Raw genomic sequence first — 22654 nt, forward strand, 5'->3', positions numbered from 1 at the left:
CACATTCAACCTCGCGGGGCCTGCGAACCCGCTTGCGCGAGCTGGCGCGCTCCCACAGGGGATTGCATTCCGGCAGAAAGAACACAGTCGAATGTGGGAGCGAGCCTGCTCGCGAAGAGGCCGGCACATTCAACATCGCGCTGCCAGACATACCGCTTTCGCGAGCAGGCTCGCTCCCACAGGTTGATCGCATTCTTGCATTAAGAAAACTGGAGGCTGCCCCACTACCGCGAGCCCGCACGCTCCCACAAGTGCTGGGTTTTCGCGGGGATTTGCTGGGGCTCGCCGAGGGCATTGAGCAAACAATGCATGGCCTCTTCGCGACTGCGCTCGAAGCGGTATCGCGCTTCGATGTACAGCGCCAGTTTCAGCTCCACCGCATCCTCCAGCGGCAGCGGCACGTGTTGCATGCCCAATGCGCTGGCGACCCGACTTGGCAAACTCAAGCCAAACGGTTGGCGATCCGCAATCAGCTTCGCTGCCAGGGTACTTTGTGTGGTCACCGCGATCGTACGGCGCAGTCCTTTAAGCCCCAGTTGCAAATCCACCGGACTCAAGCCGTCCCTTCGGCTCGACACCTGAATCTGCGGCTGCTGCAAATATGCCTGCAAAGTGCACGGCGGCTCTTTCAACGCAGCACCGTAAGCAAACACATAGTGATCCGCCGCCAACGTGCGTTTATGCAAGCCGCTCAACCCGGCCAACGGCTGATCAATGTCGATCAGAATATCCAGCTTGCCACTGGCCAGTTCCTGCAGCGCATCACGCCGGCGCGGCTGGAAATAGCGCACTTGCCAATCGGCATGCGGCGCTTCAAGCAGCGCATCCAGCAACATCGGTTGCAGGCAATCCAGGCAACTGATGCGCAGCAACGGATTGTTCTGCCGCGCCGCCGGGATCATCCGCAACCCATCGCGCAAAGACTCAAGTGCCGCACGCACATAGTCCGCCAGCCGATGCGCGACCAGCGTCGGCGTCACGCCCAAGCGACTCTTGATAAACAGCGGATCGCCGCACAATTCACGCAGGCGCCGCAGCGCGTTGCTCATCGCCGGTTGCGACAGGCTCATCACATCGGCGGCGCGGGTGACGCTGCGCTGTTGATAGATCGCGTCGAAGGCGAGCAACAGGTTGAGGTCGAGCTGGCGTAAATCAAGCATGGTCTTGCTCCGGCAAATCGCTTAACGTCGGCCAGCCTAACCAGTGTCCCGAATCAAGCGGTGAGCCCTACATGACAAAAATCAATCAGCCGCCCGCCAACGCCTTTTACGCGCCGACCCTGCTGCCGGCCATCGAAGAACTGCTCGCGCGCGGCATCCCGCAGGACGCCATCGAAGCGCAATTTCATCGCAGCCTGTTCGATTTGCGCACGCCGTTCATGCGCATTCCGCTGGTGCTGTCGCGGCGCTTCTGGGCGTTCGCACTGGAGCAGACCGGCGACCCGCTGATCGGTCTGGCGGCGGGACGGCGCTTTGTCTCGACGGCCACTAATGGCCTGACCTATCTGTTCGATGTCGCGGTGTCGCTGGAAAGTGCCTGCGCTTATTTCGTGCGCTTCTTCCCTTTCTTCAACGGCCATTTCCACGCGCAGATCGTGCGTGAGGATGACCGCGTGGAATTACGTCTGGTCGAAACCGGCAGCCTGCGCGCGGCGGCGCCGATTGCCGATTACATTCTGGTCAGCCTGTGCAGCATGTTGCGGCGCAAATTGCTCGCCAGCGGTTTGGGGCGTGATCCTGTTGTCGGCGTGACGCTGCTTTCGGCGAGTAGCGAGGAACATGAGCGCGCCTTTCGGGCGCCGGTGCTGGGCGAGCAGGCTTATCTGGCGATTCGGCTGGATCCACAGCTGTTTGTCGCGGCGCTGACGCCGGGCAATCAGGGGCTGGAACAGACGCTGGTGGAGTTGCTGGAGCAAACGCGGCGTAACAGCGAATCGACCTTGCTGGAGCAGCTCAGCGATTACCTGATCGAGGACCTCGCGGCGGCGGACTGGAAGCAGTTTTGTGCGGCGCAGCATTTGATCGAGCGCACGGCGGCCCGGCGGTTGAAGGCGTTGGGCTGGAGTTTTTCCGAATTGCTGGATGAGTATCGGCGCTATCGGGCTGAGGATTTATTGCAGGCCGGAGAGCTGGAGCTGGTCGAGGTGTCGGATCGGTTGGGTTATAGCGATGTGCAGAGTTTCAACCGTGCGTGTTTGAGATGGTTGGGGTGTGCGCCGGGGGTTTATCGGGCTCGCTGGCAAGATTGAAAAGCCAAATCAAAAGATCGCAGCCTTCGGCAGCTCCTACATGGAAATGCGCTCTCCTGTAGGAGCTGCCGAAGGCTGCGATCTTTTAAGGCTGCAGACCTCAGAATGCTGTTCAAGGCCTGAGTTCGACTAGGTCTTTCAAGTCGGTGCAGCGCCCACAATCACCTCGGTCAGTCCCCTCTCCCTCCGGGAGAGGGTTAGGGTGAGGGCTGCCCCGCCGCCACACTCGCCGGCGCCTGTGTCGGCGTGACAATGCTCCCCAAATCAATATGCTTCCACTCCGGCTTCGCCCCTAACCGCGCATTAAACCGGTAGTTAAACGTGAACTCATCGCTCGTCGCCACGCTCAGCGGCTTGCCATACACCGCCTCAACCCCTGCCAGGTCATACCCCATCAACTGCAACAGGGTCGGGAAAATGTTGTAGTGGCTGGAGCGATCCTTGTTCTCCGCCAACTGCGCCGACCAATCCAGCGTCTTCAGATCGCGACCCTGAATCACCACCAACGGCACCAAGCCCTCCTCCTCCACAGGATCGCCACCGCAATGCGTGTTGAGCCCCGGATTACCGCGTTCATGCAAATCCTGGCCATGATCAGACGTATAAATCAGCAACGCATTGTTCAGATTGGCCTGCGCAAACACCCGCGCAAAAAACTCGCCGACGTTCCACAGCACGGTGTTCTTGTAGGCATTGCGGTACAGCACCCAATCATCCGGCTGGCCATTAAAACCGGTGCGTTCGCCAGTATCCGCCACCTCGGTGAACTGACCGCGCGGCAACGTCGGGCGGTACGCCATGAATGCATCGGGGTATTTGTCGTGCACCGGAAAATGCGCGCCGACCTTGTTGATCACCACCAGCTCCGCTTTGTCGTCGTTGAGCAGCTCGATCAGCTTCGCCGCTGCCGCCATGTCGCGGTCGCGCACGCTGGTCTTGTCGAATTGCACAAATTCGTCGATGTCCTTCTTCTCGGTATCGGTCATCAGGTTCTGCAGATTGCCGGCGGTGCGCTGAGCGTCGATGTACACCGTGCGCAGCCCGGCCTTTTTCGCGTACTGCCAGATCGACGGCAGCGTGCTGTTGATGCGCATGTAATCAGCGCGGGTGCCGCCGTAGCGCAGGGTGACGTTGGTGTCGGCGCTGCAATTGGCGATGGAGGCTGCATAGCCGTAATTGAAAATATCGACGCCAGCGTGCGCCTGCTTGAGATTGCTGTGCACGCCGAACGGCGCGTTGATGTCGAGGTAATTGCCGGAGATGCTTTCGTCGATGATCAGCACGATGTCATGGCCGACCGGTTGCGAGGCGCGCGCCAGCGTCACTGGTTCACGCGGGCCGACGGTGTTGTGCAGCGCCTCATAGGCAAACAGGTTCAGATAGGCCAGCGGCGTGTACATGATCGGCAAGCCACGGGCGCCCTCGCCCGCGCGTAAAAACAGCACGGCGCTGAGCAGCAAAACCCCACAAATCGGCGCGGCCACGCGCAAGGCGTTCGGCACCACCAGCGCATGCCGAGGTTTGAGGCCGATGCCGAACAGTAACAACAGCCCACTGAGCACCCCGCGCAGGATCGCATCGCGGTACTGATACGCCGCCTCCTGAATAAAGCCACCGGAATACACCAGCGAGACGAAACTGCTGTAGTTCAGGTAATCCGCGGTAACGCGGGTATAGACATCAAAAAACACCGCCGAGGCAAACATTGCCAATGCGAATAGATGTCGTATGAGTGTCTGGCGTATATAGGCCGTTAGATATAACGCTAAAGTAAGCGCCAAAAACATCGCGCCAAAAAGAAGTACAGGAAAACCGAGACCGATAGCATTTAACCGCTCAATGTAATATTCGCAATAAAGCAGCAGATAAATAATTAAAAGCAGTTCTTTCAGGTATCGAAACATGGCTTTTCCGGTCACGCGAAACGGCAAAGGGTCAAGGTTTTGTCGGTCAAAAACTGACACTAGCACCCGGCCATCAAAGCGCAAGAAATGGCTGACTTTTCGATAAAGCGTCAAAAAAACGTTGACTCAAATCTGACACACTCCAGTTGCTGCAAGCCTCTAATTTCGCGGCCCGCGACCGTTTATCGCTTTATTAGAACTGTGAAAAAAGCGTCAAGAACGGGACAAATCCAGTAATAGCAAGCACTTGATGGCCATTCGCCCGCAAAAATGGGCCTGTTATACAGGTGCAACATGTCATTTTGCTGACACGCTTTTCTCACCCTGCGCTATACCCCTTTTGACAGTCTCATTTCGAACTCTTTCCACCGTCTTACGAGGCACGCCAATATGGACGTGAGCGTATTTGGTACGGGCTATGTTGGCCTGATACAAGCAGCAGCACTTGCCGATGTTGGACACCGCGTTTTATGCGTGGATATTGATCCGAATAAAATCAAGCAACTGCAACAAGCAGTTCCTCCGATTAGTGAACCGGGTTTGTCCAGCACCCTGGAAGAAAACATTAAGGCCGGGCGCTTATTGTTCAGCACCCAGGCCAGTGATGCGGTTGAACACGCTGAGCTGATCTTCATCGCCGTGGGCACGCCGGCCGATGAGGATGGCTCTGCTGACCTGAGCCACGTGCTCAACGTCGCCCGGCAAATCGCCTCGTTCATGGAGGCTGATCGCACGCTGATCATCAAATCGACGGTGCCGGTCGGCACGGCGGATCAGGTGCTCGCTGCCGCCAACAGCTAACTGCAGCGTCGCGGCAAATCCGAGCTGAACGTACGCGTGGTCTCTAACCCTGAGTTCCTTAAGGAAGGCAGCGCCCTCGCCGATTGCATGCGCCCCGACCGGATCATCGTCGGTACCCGCGACGAAGCGGCCCGCGAGCAGATGAGCGAGTTGTACGCGCCGTTCTGCCGCAACCACGAAAAATTGATGTTCATGGACAACCGCAGCGCCGAGCTGACCAAGTACGCCGCCAACGCGATGCTCGCCACGCGTATCAGCTTCATGAACGAGCTGGCCAATCTCACCGAACTGCTGGGTGCCGATATCGAAGCCGTGCGCAAAGGCATCGGTTCTGATCCGCGCATCGGTTACCACTTTATCTATCCGGGCTGCGGCTTCGGTGGTTCGTGCTTTCCCAAGGATCTGCGCGCCCTGCTGCACACCGCCGAACACAACGGCATGCCGCTGAAATTGCTGCGCAGCGTCACCGACGTCAACGACCTGCAGCGGCACATCCTGTTCAGCAAACTCAAAGCGCAATTTCCGCAAGGCCTGGCCGGCAAGTCCATCGCCATTTGGGGTTTGGCGTTCAAACCGAACACCGATGACATGCGCGAAGCCCCGAGCCGTTATCTGATGGATGCACTGTGGGCCGAAGGCGCCAGCGTGCAGGCCTACGATCCGGAAGCGATGTCCGAATGCCGACGCATCTACGGCTACCGCAACGATTTGCACCTGTGCGCCACCCGCGACGACACCCTTGAAGACGCCGATGCATTGGTGATCTGCACCGAGTGGAAAAACTTCCGCGTGGTCGATTTCGAATTGCTCGCCGAAAAGCTGCGCTCGAAAGTCATCATCGATGGCCGCAACCTCTACAACCCGGAACACGTCGCCGCCGCCGGCCTGCACTACAGCGGCATCGGCCTGCGCCATATCGCGCCCGAAGGACCACGGCCATGAAGGTGCTGGTCACCGGCGCGGCCGGTTTCATTGGTGCCCATTGCGTGTTGCGGCTGATGCGCGACGGCCACTCGGTGGTCGGCCTGGATAATTTCAACAGCTACTACGACCCGCAACTCAAGCACGACCGCGTGCAATGGGTGCGTGAGCAGGTCGGCGATTTCCAGCTCGCGACGGTTGACCTGGCTGATGCCGCGGCCGTCGACGCGCTGTTTGTCCGTGAACGCCCGCAGGTGGTGATTCACCTCGCGGCGCAGGCCGGGGTGCGTTATTCGCTGGAAAATCCACGGGCGTATCTGGACAGCAACCTCAATGGTTTCCTCAACATTCTGGAGAGCTGCCGGCATCACCCGGTCGAGCATTTGATCTACGCCTCGTCGAGTTCGGTGTACGGCGCCAACCAGCACACGCCCTATTCCGTGAAGGACGGCGTCAATCATCCGCTGTCGCTGTACGCCGCCACCAAAAAAGCCAATGAACTGATGGCGCACAGCTACAGCCACCTGTTTGGCATTCCTTGCACCGGCCTGCGCTTTTTCACCGTGTACGGCCCTTGGGGCCGGCCAGACATGTCGCCAATCCAGTTCGCCCGGGCGATCAGCGAAGGCGAGCCACTGAAGCTGTTCAATTACGGCGAGCATCAACGCGACTTCACCTACATCGACGACATCATCGAAAGCATTGCCCGTCTCACCGATCGCCCACCACAAGCGCAACCGCTGTGGGATCGCGAGCAGCCTGACCCGGCCAGCAGCATGGCGCCGTGGCGGCTGTTCAACATCGGCGGGCAACACCCGGTCGAGCTGAAAACCTATCTGGCGCTGATGGAAAAACACCTCGGCCAGAACGCCATTGTCGAGCTGCTGCCGCTACAACCGGGCGACGTGCTCAACACCTGTGCCGACGCCAGCGATCTGGCCCAGGCCACCGGGTTCCAGCCACGCATAGAGCTGGACGAAGGACTTGGACGCTTCATCGCATGGTTTCGCGATTACTACCCGACTGCCTATCGCCCACGCGCCGCTCGCGGCTGAACATCAGCGGAGGACTTTATGACTGGACATGAAAAAGGTGTACCGATCCAACAACTGCAGCGTGATAAACGCATGGATCCGGAGCAGCGAATGCGCCTCGATGCCGCGATTCACCGTCAGGGCCGTGGCTGGTTCACTGGCCGTGACGGCGGTCGCCCATGGCAGCTGTCACGCACCAACCGCGTGGTTGCCTGCCTCGGCGCGCTGACCATTCTGCTATTGATTTCGCCGCTGCTGCTCGGGCTCGCGCTGGCCATCAAGTACTCCAGCAAAGGCCCGGTGATGTTCGTGCAGAAACGCACCGGTTATCGCGGCCGCAAGTTCGGCATGTACAAATTCCGCACCATGGTCGCCAACGCCGAAGAATTGAAAGAGTCGCTGCGTCACCTCAACAAGCACGGTGCCGACGCCATCGACTTCAAGATTGATCAGGATCCACGCATCACCGGTATCGGCGGTTTTCTGCGGCGCACCAGCCTCGATGAACTGCCCAACCTGATCAATGTAGTGACCGGCGACATGCGCCTGGTCGGCCCGCGACCGACCTCTTTCAACGCCTATCGCCACAAGGACAGTCACCTCGCCCGTCTGGCGATTTATCCCGGAATGACCGGCCTCTGGCAGATCTCCGGGCGCAGCAACATCGACTTCGACCAGCGCGTTGAGTTGGACCTCAGCTACATCGCCGAGCAGAGCCTTTTGCTTGATCTGAAGATTCTGTTGAAAACCCCCTTCAAAGTATTCAGCGGCCACGGAGCAAGCTAATGGACGGTTCAACCAACAAAAGCCTGAGCATTGCCAACCCCAGCGAATCGAACCTGACCTCGACCGTGCTGGATCTTGATCTGCGGATCCTGTTCCTGACCGCCGCCAACCCCGGCGCGGGCACCACCACCAGTGCGTTGGCGCTGGCCAGCCAGTTGGCGCAAATGAGCAGCGGCCAAGTGCTGCTGGTCGACGCCAGCCAGTCGGCGAGCAATCTGACGCAGCAGTTGAACCTGAGCAAAGAGCGCGGCCTGCGTGACTTGCTGTTCAACCCGGACAACCCGCCACTGTTGCAGGACTGCGTGGTGCAGGTCTCAAGCCTGCCGTTCCACGTACTGCCGAATGGCCGGCCGATCCGCACCATGGAGCACCTGACCGCCGAGCGTCTGAGCCCGTTGCTTGATCAACTGGGCAGCCAGTATCGCTTCGTCGTGATCGACGGCGACGCGGTGTATTCCGCCGCCGACACCCTGGTGATCAGCACTCAGGTCGATGGCGTGGTGTTCGTGGTGCGCGCTGAAGACACCCGCTGGGAAGTCGCTCAGGCCGCCGTGCAACGCCTGACGCAGGCTGGCGCGAAAGTGGTCGGCAGCGTGTTCAACCGGCGCAAGTACTACATGCCCAAATGGCTTTACAAAAACCTGTAAGCAACCGCGAAGGATGACGCCATGAACGCCAAAATGCTTGTCCTGCTGTTGCTGCCGCTTGCGGGCTGCTCCAGCAATTCTGAGACGCAAAACATGCCGGTGAATATCCTCACTGCCGCGCCGGCCAACGCCCAAGCGACGGATATGCCGAAGATCGAGCAAACCCTGCGCCCGCAGGATGTGCTCGACGTGATCTTCCATATCAGCACCAGCGGCTCGGACGCTTACCGCGTGCAGTCGGGTGACCAGATCGGCCTGAACTTCACCGCCGCCAGCCAGCTCAACGGCAATCAACTGGTGCTGCCGGATGGCAGCATCGAACTGCCGGGCGCCAACACTTCGGTGAAAATCGCCGGGCTGACCAGTGATCAGGCTCGCGAAGAAATCCAGCGTGCCTATCAGCGCAAACAACTGTTTCAGCCCAACCGCAATCAGTTGACCGTGCAGATCATCAGCCCGCTGACCAATGAGCAGAATCTGAAAAGCGCGCTGAACCATCCGGCCACCGGCATGAGCCGCGAGATCACCGTCGGCACTGACGGCTACGCGAGTTTCCCGGAAATCGGCGCTGTGCCGCTGCAAGGCATGACCGTCAATCAACTGGAAACCTTCCTCAACAAGAAGTACGCGCAACTGCCGGGCCGGATGACCGTGGACGTGCTGCTGAAGTCCACCGCCGGCAACGAAATCTATGTGCTCGGCGAAGTCGGCCAACCGGGTTCCTACCCGATCCGCCGGCCGGTCTCGGTGCTTGAAGCGCTGACCCTGGCTCGTGGCACCAACGTCAAGGCACGCCTTGATTCGGTGGTGATCATGCGCCGCAACGGCAATCAGGTGCAGGCCGTGCGTTACGACGTCGAGAAGGCCCTGTCGGGCGAGGCGCCGCAAATCGCCTACCTGCAACCGGACGACATGCTCTACGTGCCGAAAACCAAACTGGCTAGCGCCGGCGAACTCGCCCGGCAACTGGCCGACGTGGTGCTGTTCCAGGGCGTCGGGTTCAGCTTCGGCTACCGCGTCGACAACAAAGACAGTGACAGCAACTAACTCTCAGGTGACCGACATGAATCCAAAGGAAAACTACCTGCACGAGTTCTTCAGGATCTTTTTCGCCAACAAGCAACTGGTGAAACGGGTCTTCCTGATCTTTGCAGTGATCGCCCTGCTTCTGCCGCTGTTGCTCAAACAGAGCTTCGATATCACCGCGCAGGTGATCGTGCAGTCGAAAAAACTCTCCCAGGGTGACGCCACCACGTCACTCACCGTGGACAACGCCACGTTCATTCCGCCGTCGCTGGCGGACATGGAAACCGAGAGCAATATCCTCCGTTCGCCGGCGCTGATCCGTCAGACCATCAGCGAACTGCGCGACAAAGGCGAATACACGCCTTCGCCGGGCATGTTCAGCAAACTGGTGGCCGATCCATTCAAGCGCTACGTCAGTTCGCCACTGCGCCAGTACGTGATCAACCCGGTGCGCAACATGCTCGGGCTGGAGACCGATCCGGTGCGTGACACCGCGCTCGACGCCCTGACCCAGCAAGCCATCGACAGCCTGAAAATCGAGACGCTGCCGGGCTCCAACGTGATCTCGATCATCTACAGCTTCCCCGATCCGCACCAGGGCACAACGTTTGTCGCCGCCCTCTTGCAGAACTATCTGGTCAGCCGTCAGGCGCTGCAATCGATCGACTTGCCGCAGTCGTTTTATGAGTCGAAAAAGCAGCTCTACCAAGTGCGTCTCGATGGCCTGGAAGGTAACCGTCAGGCCTTGCTGGAAAGCGTCGGCGCGTCGGATCCGAAGGAAGAAATCACCTTCCGCCTCAACGCGATCAACACCGAAGAGCAGGCGCTGAACCTGTATCAGGATCGCCTGCTGCAGAGCCAGCGCTGGCTCGAATACCTGAAAACCGCACTGGCGGCCGCGAGCACTAACAAGCTCAACGACTACACCTTCCCTTACACCTTCACCACCACCGTCGACAACGTGGCGTTCGAGGATCGGGAGATCAAACAGATGGGCGAGCAACTGACCACTCAGGTCAGCCGCTACATGAATGATCTGGCGGTGTTCCAGCCTGGCAGCGAGCCGATGTTGCTGACCCGCGAGCAAATCGCCCGCACCCGTAGCCAGTTCCTCAAAGTGGTGAGCAATCGCATTCAGGAACGCACCAACGATCTGGCGGTGGTCAAGCAGGTGATCGATCAGAAAACTGCGCGCATCGCCCAGTTCAAGAACCGCATCCACGAGTTGCAGCAGACTCAGAGCAAGCTGCGGCAGATGGACACCGAGATCGATGCGCTGCACGCCGCGTTTTCAACCTACGCCCAGCGGTTCGCCGAAAGCAGCACCACCCGTTCGCTCAGCGACGACCTGTCCAACGCCCGGGTGCTCAGCCCGCCGTTCGAACCGACCGAAGCGGCGTTCCCGAAACCGGGCCTGATCATTCCGTTCGGCATGCTCACCGGGTTGCTGTTGGCGATTGCCTTCGTCTACGTGCGTGAGTTCTTCGATCACCGCTTCAAACACCCGGCACAAATCAGCCACGAGCTGGGCATTCCGGTGCTGTTGGTGATCAACGACCAGAACGTGCTGCCGAGCAATCCGCACAAGAACTGGACCGTGCCAAGCTTCCTGCACTGGGTGCGCAATTGAGCAGCGCATCCGCCCCGAATACCGCGCTGCCGATCATTCATTTGCTCAGCAGCGGCGGTTTCTATGGGGCCGAGCGCATGTTGCTGGATCATTGTCTGGCGACGCCGGGGCAGCATCAGGTGCTGTTCCTCGACGCGCCAGCAGAATTGATCGCGCGCTTTCGCGAGGCTGGGGTGGACTGTCGCGGTTGTGCCGGACTAGCGGAATTGCTGCAGCACTTGCGTCAGCGTCGCGCTGAAAAACCGTTGCTCAATACGCACAATTTCAAAGGGCTGTTGTTCGGTTGGGTTGGCGCAACGCTGTTGCGCCTGCCGTTGGTCATCACCCAACACGGTTTCACACCGCGCAGCCGCAAGCAGAAGTTTTACACCTGGTTGAGTCTGCAACTGTGCCGCACGGCGTCGGTGGATCGGGTGGTCTGCGTGGCGGAAAGCATCGCCACGCTGCACCGTGAGGCCAGTGTGCGCGCGGATAAATTGCAAGTCATTCCCAACGGTTTGCCGGCGGCTGCGGCCATGATTCCCGATGCCGATCGGCAACGCTGGCTGGCCGGTTACGTTGGCCGGTTGAGCAGCGAGAAAGGCCCGGATCTGTTTCTCGACGCGCTGATTCCGCTGTGTCACCAGCATCCGCAACTGGACGCAGTGATGCTCGGCGACGGCCCGGAGCGCGAGGCGTTGCAGGCGCGGATCGACAACGCCGGGTTGCAGCAACGCATTCGTTTGCCGGGTTATCAGACGGCGATGCAACCGTGGTGGCAGCAACTCGATGCGCTGGTGATCAGTTCGCGCACCGAGGGCACCCCGATGATTTTGCTCGAAGCCATGCAGGCCGGGGTGCCGGTGGTGGCGTTCGCTGTCGGCGGGATTCCCGACGTGCTGGAACACCGGCACAACGGTTTACTCGCGACACCGGCCGATTGCGCCGACCTCAGCCGTCAGCTCGACACCTTGCTGAGCGAGCCGAAACTGGCCCGGCAACTGCGCGATAACGCAAAACGCACGCAACAGGATCGCTACGACCTCAAGGCCCTGGCCGAACGCTGGTCGCAGCTGTACATCCGCACGGCACGGGAGGCACGCGCATGATTTTCCCACTCTCGATCGTCAGTTTGCTCGGTCTGGTCTGCATCGCTTTGCTGGCCAGCCCTTATCCGTTTCTGGCGCCGGGAGTGGTGCTCGGCCTGGTCGGTTTTGCGGTGCTGTACCGCAAGCCGACCTGGGGCCTGCTCGGTATCGCTGCACTGGTGCCGTTCGAGGGTTTCTTCAAGGACAGTTCGTTTTCCGGGAGTAAATTGCTCGGTGCCGGGCTGGCGGTGATTTTGATGCTGCAACTGGCGCTGCACCAGATTCCTTCGGAGCGCCTGCGCAGCAATATCTGGCGCTACCTGATCTGGTTCATGGTTCTGTACTTTTTGAGCATGCTCAACACCGATGATCTAGGCATGTCACTAGGGCATCTGCGCGAATTGAGCGTCGGTCTGATTCTGTTTGTCATTACCCTGTTGATCGGTCGCGACCTTAATCTCGACCTGTTCGCCCGCCTCGTCACCCTCGCCGTCAGCACCACCTGCGCGATGGCGATGTTCTCGGCCAAATTCCAGGATCAGGGCCGCGCGGCGGGCCTGCTCGAAGACCCTAACGCTTTCGCCATGCTGATTGCCTTCGCGGTGCCGATGGGTTTGCTGCTGGTGATACGTAGCCCGAATACCCTGCACCGGTTGTTCTGGGGCGGTTGCTGCCTGCTGTTGCTGGGCGGCATGACCAAAACCGAATCGCGCTCCGGGCTGGTGGTGTTGGCGCTGAGCTTGTTGATCGGCTGCTGGCATTACCGTTCGCAACTGACCCACATTCGTCCACGGCACTTGGGTTTTGCCATGCTCGGCGCGGCCATTGTGATTCCGCTGGCGATCTACGCGATGCCGGCCGGCTACATGGCGCGCATCCAGTCCTTGAGTATTCTCAGCGCCGGTTCCAAGGCGCAGGACGAATCCCTCGGCCGCCGCGCTTCGTACATCGTCGTTGGCAGCCAGATGATCCGCGAGAACCCGCTGCTCGGCTCCGGCCCCGGCACCTTCCCGCTGCATTACGCGACCACCGGTTACGCCAAGGCCTTTTCCGCCAATCGCAAAATCGGCGACTTGTACCGTCGCGCACACAACACCTATCTGGAGATTTTCAGTGAACTCGGGGTGCCTGCCGGGCTGTTGTTTGTCGGCATGCTTGCCCTCGGTCTGTACAACCTGATTCGCGCACGGGCGGCGTGGATGCTGCGCCGCGATGCGTATCAGGCGGATCTGATGACCCATCTCGGTGTGAGTTTTCTGTCGCTGACGCTGTTCCTGATGTTCCTCAGCGCGCCGAACCAGAAATACGTGTGGATCATGCTCGCGCTGACCAGTGTCCTGCGTCTGAAAGCCGAGCAAGCACCGCTGACCCCGGAGGCCAGAGCATGAGCCGGATCAGCATCGTCATTCCGATGTTCAACGAAGCCCGGCACATTGGCCGCACCTTGCTCGCCGCGCAGAAAGCTGCGTTCGCCGCCAATATCGATTGCGAACTGATCGTGGTCGATAACGGCTCCACCGATGAAGGCCCGCACATCGCCCGCCAGTTTGGCGCGACGGTATTGGTCTTGCCGGGCTTGTTGATCGGCGCGTTGCGCAATCGCGGCACCGCCATTGCTACCGGTGAGTGGCTGGCGTTTATCGATGCCGATATTGAAATGCCGGAAGACTGGTTGAAGCCGCTGTTCGAATTGGAAGCTAGCGGCCAGGCCGATGTCTTTGCGCTGGATCTGCACACCCCCGCCGAGGCGCCGTGGTACGCCACCGCGTGGCAGCGGCGCACCTTGCGCGTGTCATCCCAGACTTCGCACGCCGTCGACTGGCTGCCCAGCGCAAACCTGTTGATGCGCCGGCGCTGGTTCGACAAAGTCGGTGGTTTCAACGAAACCCTGCGCACCGGTGAAGACAAGGAATTCACGTTGCGCTTGCATGAACAGGGCGCGCGCCTGCTCTCGATCAACAACAGCGTCGCCTTGCACTGGGGTTACGAGATGAATTGGCGCGAGTGGATGGGCAAGGAATTGTGGCGTCAGGGCAGTCATCTGCAACTGCTGCGTACCCACGGTTTCAGCCTGCGCTTGCTGCGTTTTCCGATGCTATCGCTGTTCGTATGGTTGCTGGATTTTCTGGCGATTTCGGCGCTGCTTGATGGCTTCCCGCATCACGCGGCGATCATGGTGGCGATCACCAGCCTGCCGGGTTTAGTACTCAGTCTGCGCCAGAGCGCCAAACACCACGATATAGCTCTGACCCTGCAATTGTGGGGCCTGCACTGGGTGCGTCTGCACCTGGCCGGCGCCGCGTTTATTTTGAGTCTGTGTCATTGGAACGCCAGGAGGCCTGCCCGTGGCTGAATTCATTTTCTGGATGTGCCTGTTGCTGCCGGTCTACGCCTACGTCGGCTACCCGCTGCTGCTGACGCTGGTCGCGCCGCTCTTCCCGGCCTGGCGCCACACCCCGGCACCGCCGCTGAACGTCAGTATTGTGATCGCCGCGCACAACGAAGCACGGCATATCGAGCATAAGTTGCGCACGTTGCTGGCGCAGGATTATCAGCCCGCAACCCTGCAAATCATTCTGGCCAGCGACGGTTCGACCGATGACACCGTGGCTTGCGCGCACAAAGTCGTTGACCCGCGCATCACCGTCCTCGACCTGCCGCGCCAGGGCAAAGCCGCGACGCTGAACGCTGGCGTAGCCCTGAGCACTGGCGACGTTCTGGTGTTCACCGATGCCGATAACCAATGGTCACGGGAAACCCTCGGTTATCTGCTCGCGCCGCTGAGTGATCCGCAGGTCGGCGGCTGCGCCGGGCACATGGTCATCCCGGTCACCGGCGGCGGCTTGAGCGTCGGCGACAGTCTCTATCGGCATTACGAAGGCTGGTTGCGCCGGGTCGAGAACCGCACCGGTTGCATGGTCTCCGCCGACGGCGCCCTGCTCGCCCTGCGCCGCGAGTTGTTCCAGAACGTGCCGGCCGAGGTTAACGACGATTTCTTTATCAGCACCTGCGCACCGGTGGCGCACAAACGCATCGTCTATGTGCCGGAAGCGCAAGTGATCGACCACGGTGTCGATGAAGCAGACAAACAATTCCGGCGCCGTCAGCGCGTCACCGTCGGCGGTTTGCAAAGCCTCGCGCAACGTCGCGAGCTGCTCAATCCGCTGAAATATGGCCTGTACTCGATCGCATTGATCAGCCACAAACTGATCCGCCGACTGGCGCCGATCCTGTTGCTGCCGCTGCTGCTGAGCAACTTCTGGCTGTGGCAAGAACACGGTTTCTACCGCCTCGCCCTGATCGCGCAACTGATCGGCTACACCATCGCGATTGCCGGGCTGCTGGATTCGCAACACCGTTTGCCAAAACCCTTCCGCCTCGCTGCGTTTCTGCTGGTCACCCTCGCCGGGATGAGTCTCGGCCTGTGGCAGTTCCTGCGCGGTCAGCGGTATGCCCAGTGGAATCCCGAACAGAACCGTTAAAAGGACTGAAGCCATGGCGATCAAACAACTGCTAAAACGCACCAGTGGCTGGCTCTATCTCAACTCGTCGATGGGCCGCAACCAGTTGCACGGCGCCGGGGTGATTCTGATGCTGCACCGGGTGCTGGCCAACGACCGCGCGGCGAATCTGCCGCACCGCAATGAACTGTGCGTCGGGCCGAAAGCGTTCGAGCATTTGCTGGTTTGGCTGCGCAAACATTTCGATTGCGTGCCGCTGATGGAAATTCTTCAGCCCAATTCGCTGCGCGCCGAGCGCCCACGCGTCGCGCTGACCTTTGATGATGGCTGGCGCGACAACGCGGTCAACGCCTTCCCGCTCCTGCAAAAACACCAGGTACCGGCGAGCATTTTCCTCTCCACCGATTTCATTGGCAGCCGTCAGCGTTTCTGGTGGGAAAGCCTCGGCGAAACCCTGTGGGGCAGCCACGGCGAAAAGGCGCGGATGCATTTGATCGAGTGCTTGCAAATGATGCATCACCCCTTGCCGGTGATGCTCGATGACATCGATGTCGACCGCCGCAGCCTGGCGTTGCTGCACTACCTGCAAGGATTGAAATCGCTTGACCCGCGAGAGCTGGAAAAACTCACCGACGAATGCCCAACGGAATCGCAACCGCAAGCGCTGGACTGGCATCAAGTCCGCGCGCTGGAAGCTTCGGGACTGGTGCGTTTTGGCCCGCACGGCGCCAGTCATGCGATCCTCACCGGCCTTGATGATCAGCGCCTGAACGAAGAAATCAGCCGCAGCCGCGATGCTTTGTACAACGGCTGCAACCGGCCACTGCCGGTGTATTGCTACCCCAACGGCGACAACGATGAACGCGTGCGCGAGCAGATCGCCAATCACGATTATCCGTTCGCGCTCGGCACCGGCACCGGCATTTATCGCGGCGAAGGCGAGCCGTTGAACCTGCCGCGTTTCGGCGTCAGTCAGCGCACCGCGCGCAATCCGGAATTGTTGTCGTGGCGGATTTTTCGCGGGGCGCGGCCATGAGCCGAGGCACCTACCTCAAACATCTGGCGCTGAGCATGGGCACCAAACTGGCGATGATCGCCCTGCGTTTGCTGCGCAACGTGCTGCTGGCGCGGATTCTCGGCCCGAGTGAGCGCGGGTTGTTTGCGCTGCTCAGCACCCTGCCCGACTTGATCAGCGCCGCCACCAGTGGCGGGCTCAATTCGGCGGTGGGTTTTCAGGCGGCCAAGCAGCGGCCGATGGGTTTGTTGCTGAGTCAGGTGTTGGTGTTCGGTTGCTTGTTGGCGGCGCTGCTGACCTTGCTGGTCGTGGCGCTGGTGCGTGAGTTTGGCAGTGAACTGGATGTGACGATGCAACTCGGTTTGCTCGCCTGGCTGTTGCTGCTGGCGGTGCCGCTCACCGTGTTGAAAAGCGGTTTGCTGACGTTGCACAACGCCTCGGGTGGCGTGGTCGCATTCAACGCCTTGCGTCTGGTCGAATCGCTGGCGCCGCTGCTGCTGTTTCTCGCGCTGTTCTGGATGTGGAAAAGCGCCGCCCTCGAAGCCGCGCTGATCAGTTGGCTCGCCGGGATCAGTCTGGTGGTGCTGGCCGGTTGGGTCTGGCTCAAACGCGCACAGCCGTTACAGCTGCAATGGGATCGCGCCAGCCAGAAAGAACTGCTGCGCTACAGCGCGCGCAGTCATCCGGATCTGCTGTTCCAGCAAGTGATATTGCGCTCGGATTATCTGTTTATCGGCGCCCTGCTCGGCAGCACCGCCCTCGGTCATTACGCAATGGCCAGCGCCGCCGCGGAACTGCTGCTGATCGTCCCGGAAGCGGTAACCACGCCGCTGATGAAACGCCTGCTGCAACAAGACGAAGGCATGGACAAGGTCACGCCGCTGGCCCTGCGCCTGACCGCGACGGTGATGCTCGGCGCGTGCCTGACCATGGCGGTGATTGGCGAATGGCTGATCGTCACGCTGTTTGGTGCGGTGTATCAACCGGCCTATCCGGCGCTGCTGGCGTTGCTGCCGGGGCTGTTGGGCCTTTGCTACGCAAGCATTTTACGCCTGGACTTGCTCGGTAAAAATCGCCCCGGCACGGTGTCGATGCTGATGGGTTTGGGCGCGCTGCTGAACCTGGCGCTGAACCTGGTGATGATTCCGGCTTACGGCATCGTCGGCGCGGCGGCGGCTTCGTCGATTGCGTATCTGGCAGTGACGGTGGCGATGCTGGTGCTTTATTGCCGCTTGAGCGGCGTGCCGTTCTGGCAAACCCTGATCATCCTGCCACGCGACGTCACACCGATGTGGCTGATGCTGCAACGGCGGAAAACCGCATGAAAGGCCTGGCCCTGCTGCTCGGTCTCGGTCTGTCGCTGGACGCCTTTGCGGCGTCGATGCGCTGGGGCGAAATTCGCGACGGCAGCCTGTATCTGCAAGCGGATCGTCCTGACACGGTAACCGTACGCTGGACACCGGCGTGGCAGGCTGAGGCCAATGAAGAGCATGTGTATTTGCTCGATGGCCAAGGCAGGTTGCAGGGTGATCGGTTCATCAAGGCCAGTGAAACCCGTGGCAGTCAGAGCTGGCCGTTGCTGCCCGGCGCGGCGAGTTATCGGCTGGAAATTCCCGGCTACAGCTTCCGCAATTACCGCGTCGAACATGACGAGCGCACGGTGGCGTTGTTCGCCCCAGCGAAAGTGCATTTCAGCGCCGATACGCACAATGGCGACGAGTTGTATTTCAAAGTCGCAGCGGGCGAGCACGCAGTGCTGGCCGGCAAGTTTCATGGCGGCGTCAGCGGTTTGCAGGCGCAGCGCGTTGGCGATGATCAACCACTGACACTGGCGCTGAAACCTTATCGCGCCTATTGGCAATTCGATCAGGTCGCCCTGCCCGTCAGCGAGCGCGAACAGGTCTGGCGCCTGCGTTTGCAGGGCAGCGGCAAAGCAGCGTTCTGGCTGGATGGCACGGCCAACCTGTTTGCGCAGAATCCGCAGCAACTGAAGCCGCTGCGCGAAGACGCCGGGCACACCCGTTTGACCCTGCACGACAAAGTGCTCGGGCGCACGCCGGATCTGGGCATCGCCCTGCCCTACGTGATGCCGCCGCCCGCCAGTCACGCGGCGCTGGATGCGCTGAAACCGACGGCAGCGAGTTATTACAGCTTTGTTGATGTGATGGCGAAGAATCCGCATTTCGAAGACGCGTTCCGTCAGGTGTATCAGGAGCGTTTCGGCATCAAGCAGGACATCACCTTGCTGGCCGGCAGTCAGCGTCAGGCCGATCTGCGCGCCGATGTGCAGAGCAACAGCGGCCTCGATGCGTGGCTGGCCGGGACGCGTGAGCTGGGCGGCAAAGGTACGCACTACATTGGGTTTGCCGATGAGCCGAACCTCAACTATTCGAGCTACGCGCAGTATCAGGCGATCTTCACCAGCATGGCCCGGCAGGTACGCAGCGACCCGGCGAATGCCAAGGCCGGCGTGCGCATTGCCATGCCGGCCAGTTCGCGTCTGGTCAACGGGCCGTTCGCCGACAACGCGGCGGGCAAGCGCGGGATCGATTGGGCGCGGCGTTTGCTCAACGAATCCGGCGATCAGGTCGATGCGCTGGCGTGGCACGAATGGATGATCCGCGACCTCCTCGCCACGCGCGTTTATCGCGACAGCGTGCGCCGCGCCGCCGACCTGGTTGGCCTCGACAGCAAAGGCCAGCCGCGCAAAGCCTTGCTGCTCGATCAGACCAATATGTCCAGCGGCTCCAGCCTCAGCCCCTATGATCAGGAAACTCACTACGCTTCGCTGTGGTGGGCGTCGGTGGTGATCAACGCTTCGCAGGATGGACTGCTGAGCATGCTCAGCTGGTTTCAGGCCGCCGATGAGCCGCAGTACCCCAAAGGCATGTTGCGGGTCTCGGCGGATGAGCAACGCTTCGAGCTGAAACCGGTCGGCCTGGCGCAGCAGTTTATCGCCCAGCATTGGCTGCATCAGGTGTTGTGGCTGGAGAACGATTCGTTTGAAGTCGATGTGCTGGCGATGGCCGGCGACGATCAGCGTGGCCTGCTCGGCGTCAACAAAGGCACGCGCCTGCAGCGCATGGAACTGAGCGGCGCCAAGTGCCCGCTGAACAACGGCGCCCTGCGCTACTTCGGCACCGACAACCGCAGCCGCGACGCACCGTTCACCTGCCGCGATGGACGCGTCAGCTTTGATCTGCCAGGCCAGACCCTGTTTGCACTGAGCTGGATCGCGTCATGAAGCCAATTCCGAACATTCATGAGAAAGGCCAGGCGAACTTTAACCCCGATGTGATTGAGCTTTTGTGGCGAGGGGATTTATCCCCGTTCGGCTGCGCAGCAGTCGTCGCTTCTTATCCTGTTAAAGCGGGGCCGCTTCGCAGCCCAACGGGGATAAATCCCCTCACCACAGGAGTTCTCTCAACAATTAGGGTCGCTGCGCCGAAAGGTTCAGGAGCACACACCATGGGCATCGTCAGCAAACTCAGCGAGCACATCAAACAAAAAGGCCTGCGCGCCACTTTGGCGAAAGCCTGGAAACACTACGTTTTTTCCCATCAGGAACTGCTGTGGATGGAGCGCGATCTGGTCAGCCCGGTGCCGCCGCACAACCTCAAACCCTACCCGCCATTGCAGGTAGTGAAGATCACGCCAGACAACGCCAGCGCCTTCGCCCGCAACTTCGGTGACCGCGTCGGCACCATGGCTGAACTGGCCAACGAGGGCCACACCGGACACATGCACCTGGATGACCAGGGCGCTGCCGTGGCGTTTATCTGGGGCAGTTCGCGGGACTATTTTGACCGGCATTACTACGGCTGTCTGTTCCCGGTGAAACCCGGCGAGTTCTTCGAGTTTGGCGGCGAGTTGACCCGCAAGTATTGGGGCACCGAGCTGTCGGTGGATCTGCAACTGGAGCTGTGGAAAGCCATGGCTGCACAGGGTTGCGACAAGGTCGTCGACGTCTGCGAATTTCATAATATCCCGGCGCTCAAGCTGCACCTGCGCATGGGCTATACCGAACAGGGACGAATCATGAATGTTTACACCGTGTTCAGTCGCTGGCGCTTCTACCGCGAAACCCGCTACAGCGGCTCGCGTCTGGACGCACTGCGCAAACCGTCCCGTCCACCCGTAACAGCAACGGCGGCCTGAGCCTATGGTGACGCGATTTGAATGGCGCACTTCACTGTGCGCCGCCGATTTCCCCGAAGCAGCGTATGAAGCGCTGCGCTTGCGGGTGACGGATCACACGCCGTTCAACAACCTTGGTTGGTTGTGCGCGGCCGAGCAGGCCCTTGGTACGGATGAGCGTCTGCACATCCTGCTGGGTTGGGAAGCGGACGAATTGCGTCTGTGTCTGCCGCTTGTGGCAAGTCGCGAACGCTTTGCCGGCGTGCCGTTTCGGGTGCTGCATCACTTGGGTTATCCGCTGGCAGATCGCTTGGCGTTGTTGTCGCTGCTGGGCGCTGAGGACATGCGTCAGGCGCTGAATATGATTCGCCAACGTGTGCCCCACGCGCTGCTGCAACTCAATGAATTGTCCGAACCTGCCGGTGAAGAAAGTGCGCTCACCGAATGGATGGCGCACAGCTCCACCGGTGAACGACGGCTGAGTTGTCGAGTGCCGGTGCACCTGATCAGCGAGGCCGATCATCAGGAAGTCTCCGGTGATCCGCGCTACAAACTGCGACGGGCGCGCAAGCGGATCGCCGCGTGTGGCGCTGAAGTGCGCAGAATTATTCCCGACGCGATGAGCATGGGCCCGTTGTTGCAGGCCATCAGCGAAGTCGAAGCGGTGAGCTGGAAAGGTGACGAAGGCGTAGGTATTTTTGCCAGCGAACCCAGTCGCCAATTGATCGAACGCGCGTTCATCGCCCTCGCCGGCCAAGGCCTGGTTCGGGTGGTCACGCTGGAGTTGAACGGGCGCTGCATCAGCTATCGCCTCGGCCTGCTGGAACAAGGCCGGCTCTACGATTACAACCTCGCCTTCCTGCCGCAATACGCCGATCTGGGCAGTGGCCGGGTGCTGCTGGAGGAGTGGATTCGCTGGGGGCTCGACGATCACTGGCACTGGATCGATGCCTCGCGGGTCAGCCTGGAAAACTCCAGCCATCAACTGCACGAACGCATGACCGGACAACTGGAGCACTGGCGCTGGAGTTTTTATTCCTGGCGGCCGAGCGGTCTTGTCCTCGGCCTGGGCTTGCGCCTGTGGCATCGACTCAAGCCGCGCCTACAAGCCTGGCGGGCGCGGCGTGCCGAGCAAGCGAAACCTGTTTTGAAACCTGTTGCGATCACCACGGAGGGCGAACATGCCACGCCAAGTCATAGTCAACGCTGACGATTTCGGCCTCAGCCCGAACGAAAACGCGGTGATCTTCGCTGCCTTTCAGGCCGGGGTCATCAGTTCTGCCACGGCCATGGCCAACATGCCGGCGTTCGAAGCGGCGTGCGCGATGGTCCGGCATCCGACGTTGCAAGGCCGGGTTGGACTGCACTTCAACCTGACTTACGGGCGGCCGTTGAGTCAGGCGATTCTCAAGCGTCGCACCTTCTGCGACGACCATGGCGTGTTCGACCTGAGTCTGCCGCGCCATCGGTTGTGGCTCAGTCGCGAAGACCGCGAGGCGGTGCGTGAAGAATTGCAGGCGCAGTGGCAGCGTTGCGTCGATCACGGCGTGCGGCCGAGTCATATCGATTCACACCAGCACGTGCACAACATCTGGCCGATCGGCGAGATCGTCGCGCGGTTTGCCGCGCATCAAGGTGTGCCGATTCGACTGGCGCGCAATCTGGGGCAAAACCTCAATCTGCCCAAGCGCGTGTTCAAGGGTTTGCTCAATTGGCGCTTGCAGAGTCTGGCTGGTGTGACGGCTGACTATGTGTGCACGCCGATCGACCTGCGCAATGACATTTCGCCGACCGACGGCGTGCTGGAAATCGTCGCCCACCCGACACAACTTGGCGGCGATTTTGGTGATGCTTATCTCAACCCTGACGAGTCCCTGAGCCGCGTGCTAGAGCAGCGGTTGACGGGCGTTCCACGGGTTTCCTACGCCGATCTGAACAAGGATTTTCTACGCGGTACCGCCGCACTCGATTGAGTTA

Annotated in this window: 18 protein-coding genes and 1 pseudogene; 17 read left to right on the top strand and 2 right to left on the bottom strand. The window is 60.4% G+C overall.

From position 1 onward, the window contains the following. Nucleotides 1-224 precede the first annotated feature (224 nt). Entirely contained in the window at nt 225-1160 is a 936-nt protein-coding gene (locus tag QMX93_RS16545; protein WP_282357088.1) for a LysR family transcriptional regulator, read from the bottom strand. 71 nt (nt 1161-1231) lie between these two features. Between QMX93_RS16545 and QMX93_RS16550 the strand changes: the two genes are divergently transcribed. Further along, on the top strand, nt 1232-2248 hold the full coding sequence (locus QMX93_RS16550; RefSeq protein WP_282357089.1) for an AraC family transcriptional regulator: 1017 nt from the start codon (nt 1232-1234) through the stop codon (nt 2246-2248). Between the two features lie 197 nt (nt 2249-2445). On the opposite strand, the gene QMX93_RS16555 is transcribed toward QMX93_RS16550, so the two are convergent. Then, nucleotides 2446-4152 carry a sulfatase-like hydrolase/transferase gene (locus QMX93_RS16555; protein WP_282357090.1) on the bottom strand — a complete coding sequence of 569 codons (1707 nt, stop codon included), beginning with the start codon at nt 4150-4152 and terminating at the stop codon, nt 2446-2448. A 390-nt stretch (nt 4153-4542) separates the two neighbouring features. Between QMX93_RS16555 and QMX93_RS16560 the strand changes: the two are divergent. From QMX93_RS16560 to QMX93_RS16635, 16 genes and pseudogenes are all read left to right on the top strand, one after another. Beyond that, nucleotides 4543-5895: pseudogene (locus tag QMX93_RS16560) on the top strand (UDP-glucose/GDP-mannose dehydrogenase family protein). Continuing rightward, complete coding sequence (locus QMX93_RS16565; protein WP_159812503.1) at nt 5892-6929, top strand: NAD-dependent epimerase/dehydratase family protein; 1038 nt, start codon at nt 5892-5894, stop codon at nt 6927-6929. Before QMX93_RS16560 ends, QMX93_RS16565 begins: the two are co-directional and overlap by 4 nt. A gap of 18 nt (nt 6930-6947) precedes the next feature. Next, the gene (locus tag QMX93_RS16570) at nt 6948-7694 is read left to right on the top strand and encodes a sugar transferase (RefSeq protein WP_282357093.1); all 747 of its coding nucleotides are present in this window, start codon (nt 6948-6950) and stop codon (nt 7692-7694) included. After that, nucleotides 7694-8341 carry a CpsD/CapB family tyrosine-protein kinase gene (locus QMX93_RS16575; protein WP_008084477.1) on the top strand — a complete coding sequence of 216 codons (648 nt, stop codon included), beginning with the start codon at nt 7694-7696 and terminating at the stop codon, nt 8339-8341. Before QMX93_RS16570 ends, QMX93_RS16575 begins: the two co-directional genes overlap by 1 nt. A gap of 21 nt (nt 8342-8362) precedes the next feature. Beyond that, nucleotides 8363-9388 carry a polysaccharide biosynthesis/export family protein gene (locus tag QMX93_RS16580; protein WP_053119138.1) on the top strand — a complete coding sequence of 342 codons (1026 nt, stop codon included), beginning with the start codon at nt 8363-8365 and terminating at the stop codon, nt 9386-9388. Between the two features lie 16 nt (nt 9389-9404). Then, nucleotides 9405-10997 (top strand): Wzz/FepE/Etk N-terminal domain-containing protein, encoded by a 1593-nt coding sequence (locus QMX93_RS16585; protein ID WP_053119136.1) that lies wholly within the window; start codon nt 9405-9407, stop codon nt 10995-10997. Further along, nucleotides 10994-12085 (top strand): glycosyltransferase family 4 protein, encoded by a 1092-nt coding sequence (locus QMX93_RS16590; protein WP_282357098.1) that lies wholly within the window; start codon nt 10994-10996, stop codon nt 12083-12085. The genes QMX93_RS16585 and QMX93_RS16590 overlap by 4 nt, the downstream gene beginning before the upstream one ends. After that, on the top strand, nt 12082-13452 hold the full coding sequence (locus tag QMX93_RS16595; RefSeq protein ID WP_282357101.1) for an O-antigen ligase family protein: 1371 nt from the start codon (nt 12082-12084) through the stop codon (nt 13450-13452). Before QMX93_RS16590 ends, QMX93_RS16595 begins: the two co-directional genes overlap by 4 nt. Then, nucleotides 13449-14417, top strand: coding sequence for a glycosyltransferase (locus QMX93_RS16600; protein WP_282357102.1), 969 nt, complete (start codon nt 13449-13451; stop codon nt 14415-14417). The genes QMX93_RS16595 and QMX93_RS16600 overlap by 4 nt, the downstream gene beginning before the upstream one ends. Then, a complete protein-coding gene (locus tag QMX93_RS16605; protein WP_282357103.1) occupies nt 14410-15546 on the top strand; it encodes a glycosyltransferase in 1137 nt (378 codons plus the stop codon). Before QMX93_RS16600 ends, QMX93_RS16605 begins: the two co-directional genes overlap by 8 nt. Nucleotides 15547-15559: 13 nt before the next feature. Next, nucleotides 15560-16561 carry a polysaccharide deacetylase family protein gene (locus QMX93_RS16610; RefSeq protein WP_282357104.1) on the top strand — a complete coding sequence of 334 codons (1002 nt, stop codon included), beginning with the start codon at nt 15560-15562 and terminating at the stop codon, nt 16559-16561. Beyond that, nucleotides 16558-17865: an oligosaccharide flippase family protein gene (locus tag QMX93_RS16615; protein WP_053119195.1), complete on the top strand. Its 1308-nt coding sequence runs from the start codon at nt 16558-16560 to the stop codon at nt 17863-17865. The genes QMX93_RS16610 and QMX93_RS16615 overlap by 4 nt, the downstream gene beginning before the upstream one ends. Then, complete coding sequence (locus QMX93_RS16620) at nt 17862-19784, top strand: hypothetical protein (protein ID WP_282357106.1); 1923 nt, start codon at nt 17862-17864, stop codon at nt 19782-19784. Before QMX93_RS16615 ends, QMX93_RS16620 begins: the two co-directional genes overlap by 4 nt. 224 nt (nt 19785-20008) lie before the next feature. After that, complete coding sequence (locus tag QMX93_RS16625) at nt 20009-20698, top strand: N-acetyltransferase (protein WP_159812510.1); 690 nt, start codon at nt 20009-20011, stop codon at nt 20696-20698. A gap of 4 nt (nt 20699-20702) precedes the next feature. Further along, the gene (locus QMX93_RS16630) at nt 20703-21887 is read left to right on the top strand and encodes a GNAT family N-acetyltransferase (protein WP_282357107.1); all 1185 of its coding nucleotides are present in this window, start codon (nt 20703-20705) and stop codon (nt 21885-21887) included. After that, nucleotides 21859-22650: a ChbG/HpnK family deacetylase gene (locus tag QMX93_RS16635; RefSeq protein ID WP_282357108.1), complete on the top strand. Its 792-nt coding sequence runs from the start codon at nt 21859-21861 to the stop codon at nt 22648-22650. The genes QMX93_RS16630 and QMX93_RS16635 overlap by 29 nt, the downstream gene beginning before the upstream one ends. Nucleotides 22651-22654: the final 4 nt, after the last annotated feature.

Source organism: Pseudomonas sp. PS01303, assembly GCF_029959385.1.
Taxonomy (GTDB): Bacteria; Pseudomonadota; Gammaproteobacteria; order Pseudomonadales; family Pseudomonadaceae; genus Aquipseudomonas; species Aquipseudomonas rustica.

Coding starts and splice junctions, on each gene's coding strand:
- QMX93_RS16610 (WP_282357104.1), top strand. CDS start 15,560: ATGGCGATCAAACAACTGCTAAAACGCACCAGTGGCTGGCTCTATCTC.
- QMX93_RS16585 (WP_053119136.1), top strand. CDS start 9,405: ATGAATCCAAAGGAAAACTACCTGCACGAGTTCTTCAGGATCTTTTTC.
- QMX93_RS16635 (WP_282357108.1), top strand. CDS start 21,859: ATGCCACGCCAAGTCATAGTCAACGCTGACGATTTCGGCCTCAGCCCG.
- QMX93_RS16580 (WP_053119138.1), top strand. CDS start 8,363: ATGAACGCCAAAATGCTTGTCCTGCTGTTGCTGCCGCTTGCGGGCTGC.
- QMX93_RS16575 (WP_008084477.1), top strand. CDS start 7,694: ATGGACGGTTCAACCAACAAAAGCCTGAGCATTGCCAACCCCAGCGAA.
- QMX93_RS16630 (WP_282357107.1), top strand. CDS start 20,703: ATGGTGACGCGATTTGAATGGCGCACTTCACTGTGCGCCGCCGATTTC.
- QMX93_RS16550 (WP_282357089.1), top strand. CDS start 1,232: ATGACAAAAATCAATCAGCCGCCCGCCAACGCCTTTTACGCGCCGACC.
- QMX93_RS16600 (WP_282357102.1), top strand. CDS start 13,449: ATGAGCCGGATCAGCATCGTCATTCCGATGTTCAACGAAGCCCGGCAC.
- QMX93_RS16620 (WP_282357106.1), top strand. CDS start 17,862: ATGAAAGGCCTGGCCCTGCTGCTCGGTCTCGGTCTGTCGCTGGACGCC.
- QMX93_RS16565 (WP_159812503.1), top strand. CDS start 5,892: ATGAAGGTGCTGGTCACCGGCGCGGCCGGTTTCATTGGTGCCCATTGC.
- QMX93_RS16615 (WP_053119195.1), top strand. CDS start 16,558: ATGAGCCGAGGCACCTACCTCAAACATCTGGCGCTGAGCATGGGCACC.
- QMX93_RS16545 (WP_282357088.1), bottom strand. CDS start 1,160: ATGCTTGATTTACGCCAGCTCGACCTCAACCTGTTGCTCGCCTTCGAC.
- QMX93_RS16595 (WP_282357101.1), top strand. CDS start 12,082: ATGATTTTCCCACTCTCGATCGTCAGTTTGCTCGGTCTGGTCTGCATC.
- QMX93_RS16555 (WP_282357090.1), bottom strand. CDS start 4,152: ATGTTTCGATACCTGAAAGAACTGCTTTTAATTATTTATCTGCTGCTT.
- QMX93_RS16625 (WP_159812510.1), top strand. CDS start 20,009: ATGGGCATCGTCAGCAAACTCAGCGAGCACATCAAACAAAAAGGCCTG.
- QMX93_RS16570 (WP_282357093.1), top strand. CDS start 6,948: ATGACTGGACATGAAAAAGGTGTACCGATCCAACAACTGCAGCGTGAT.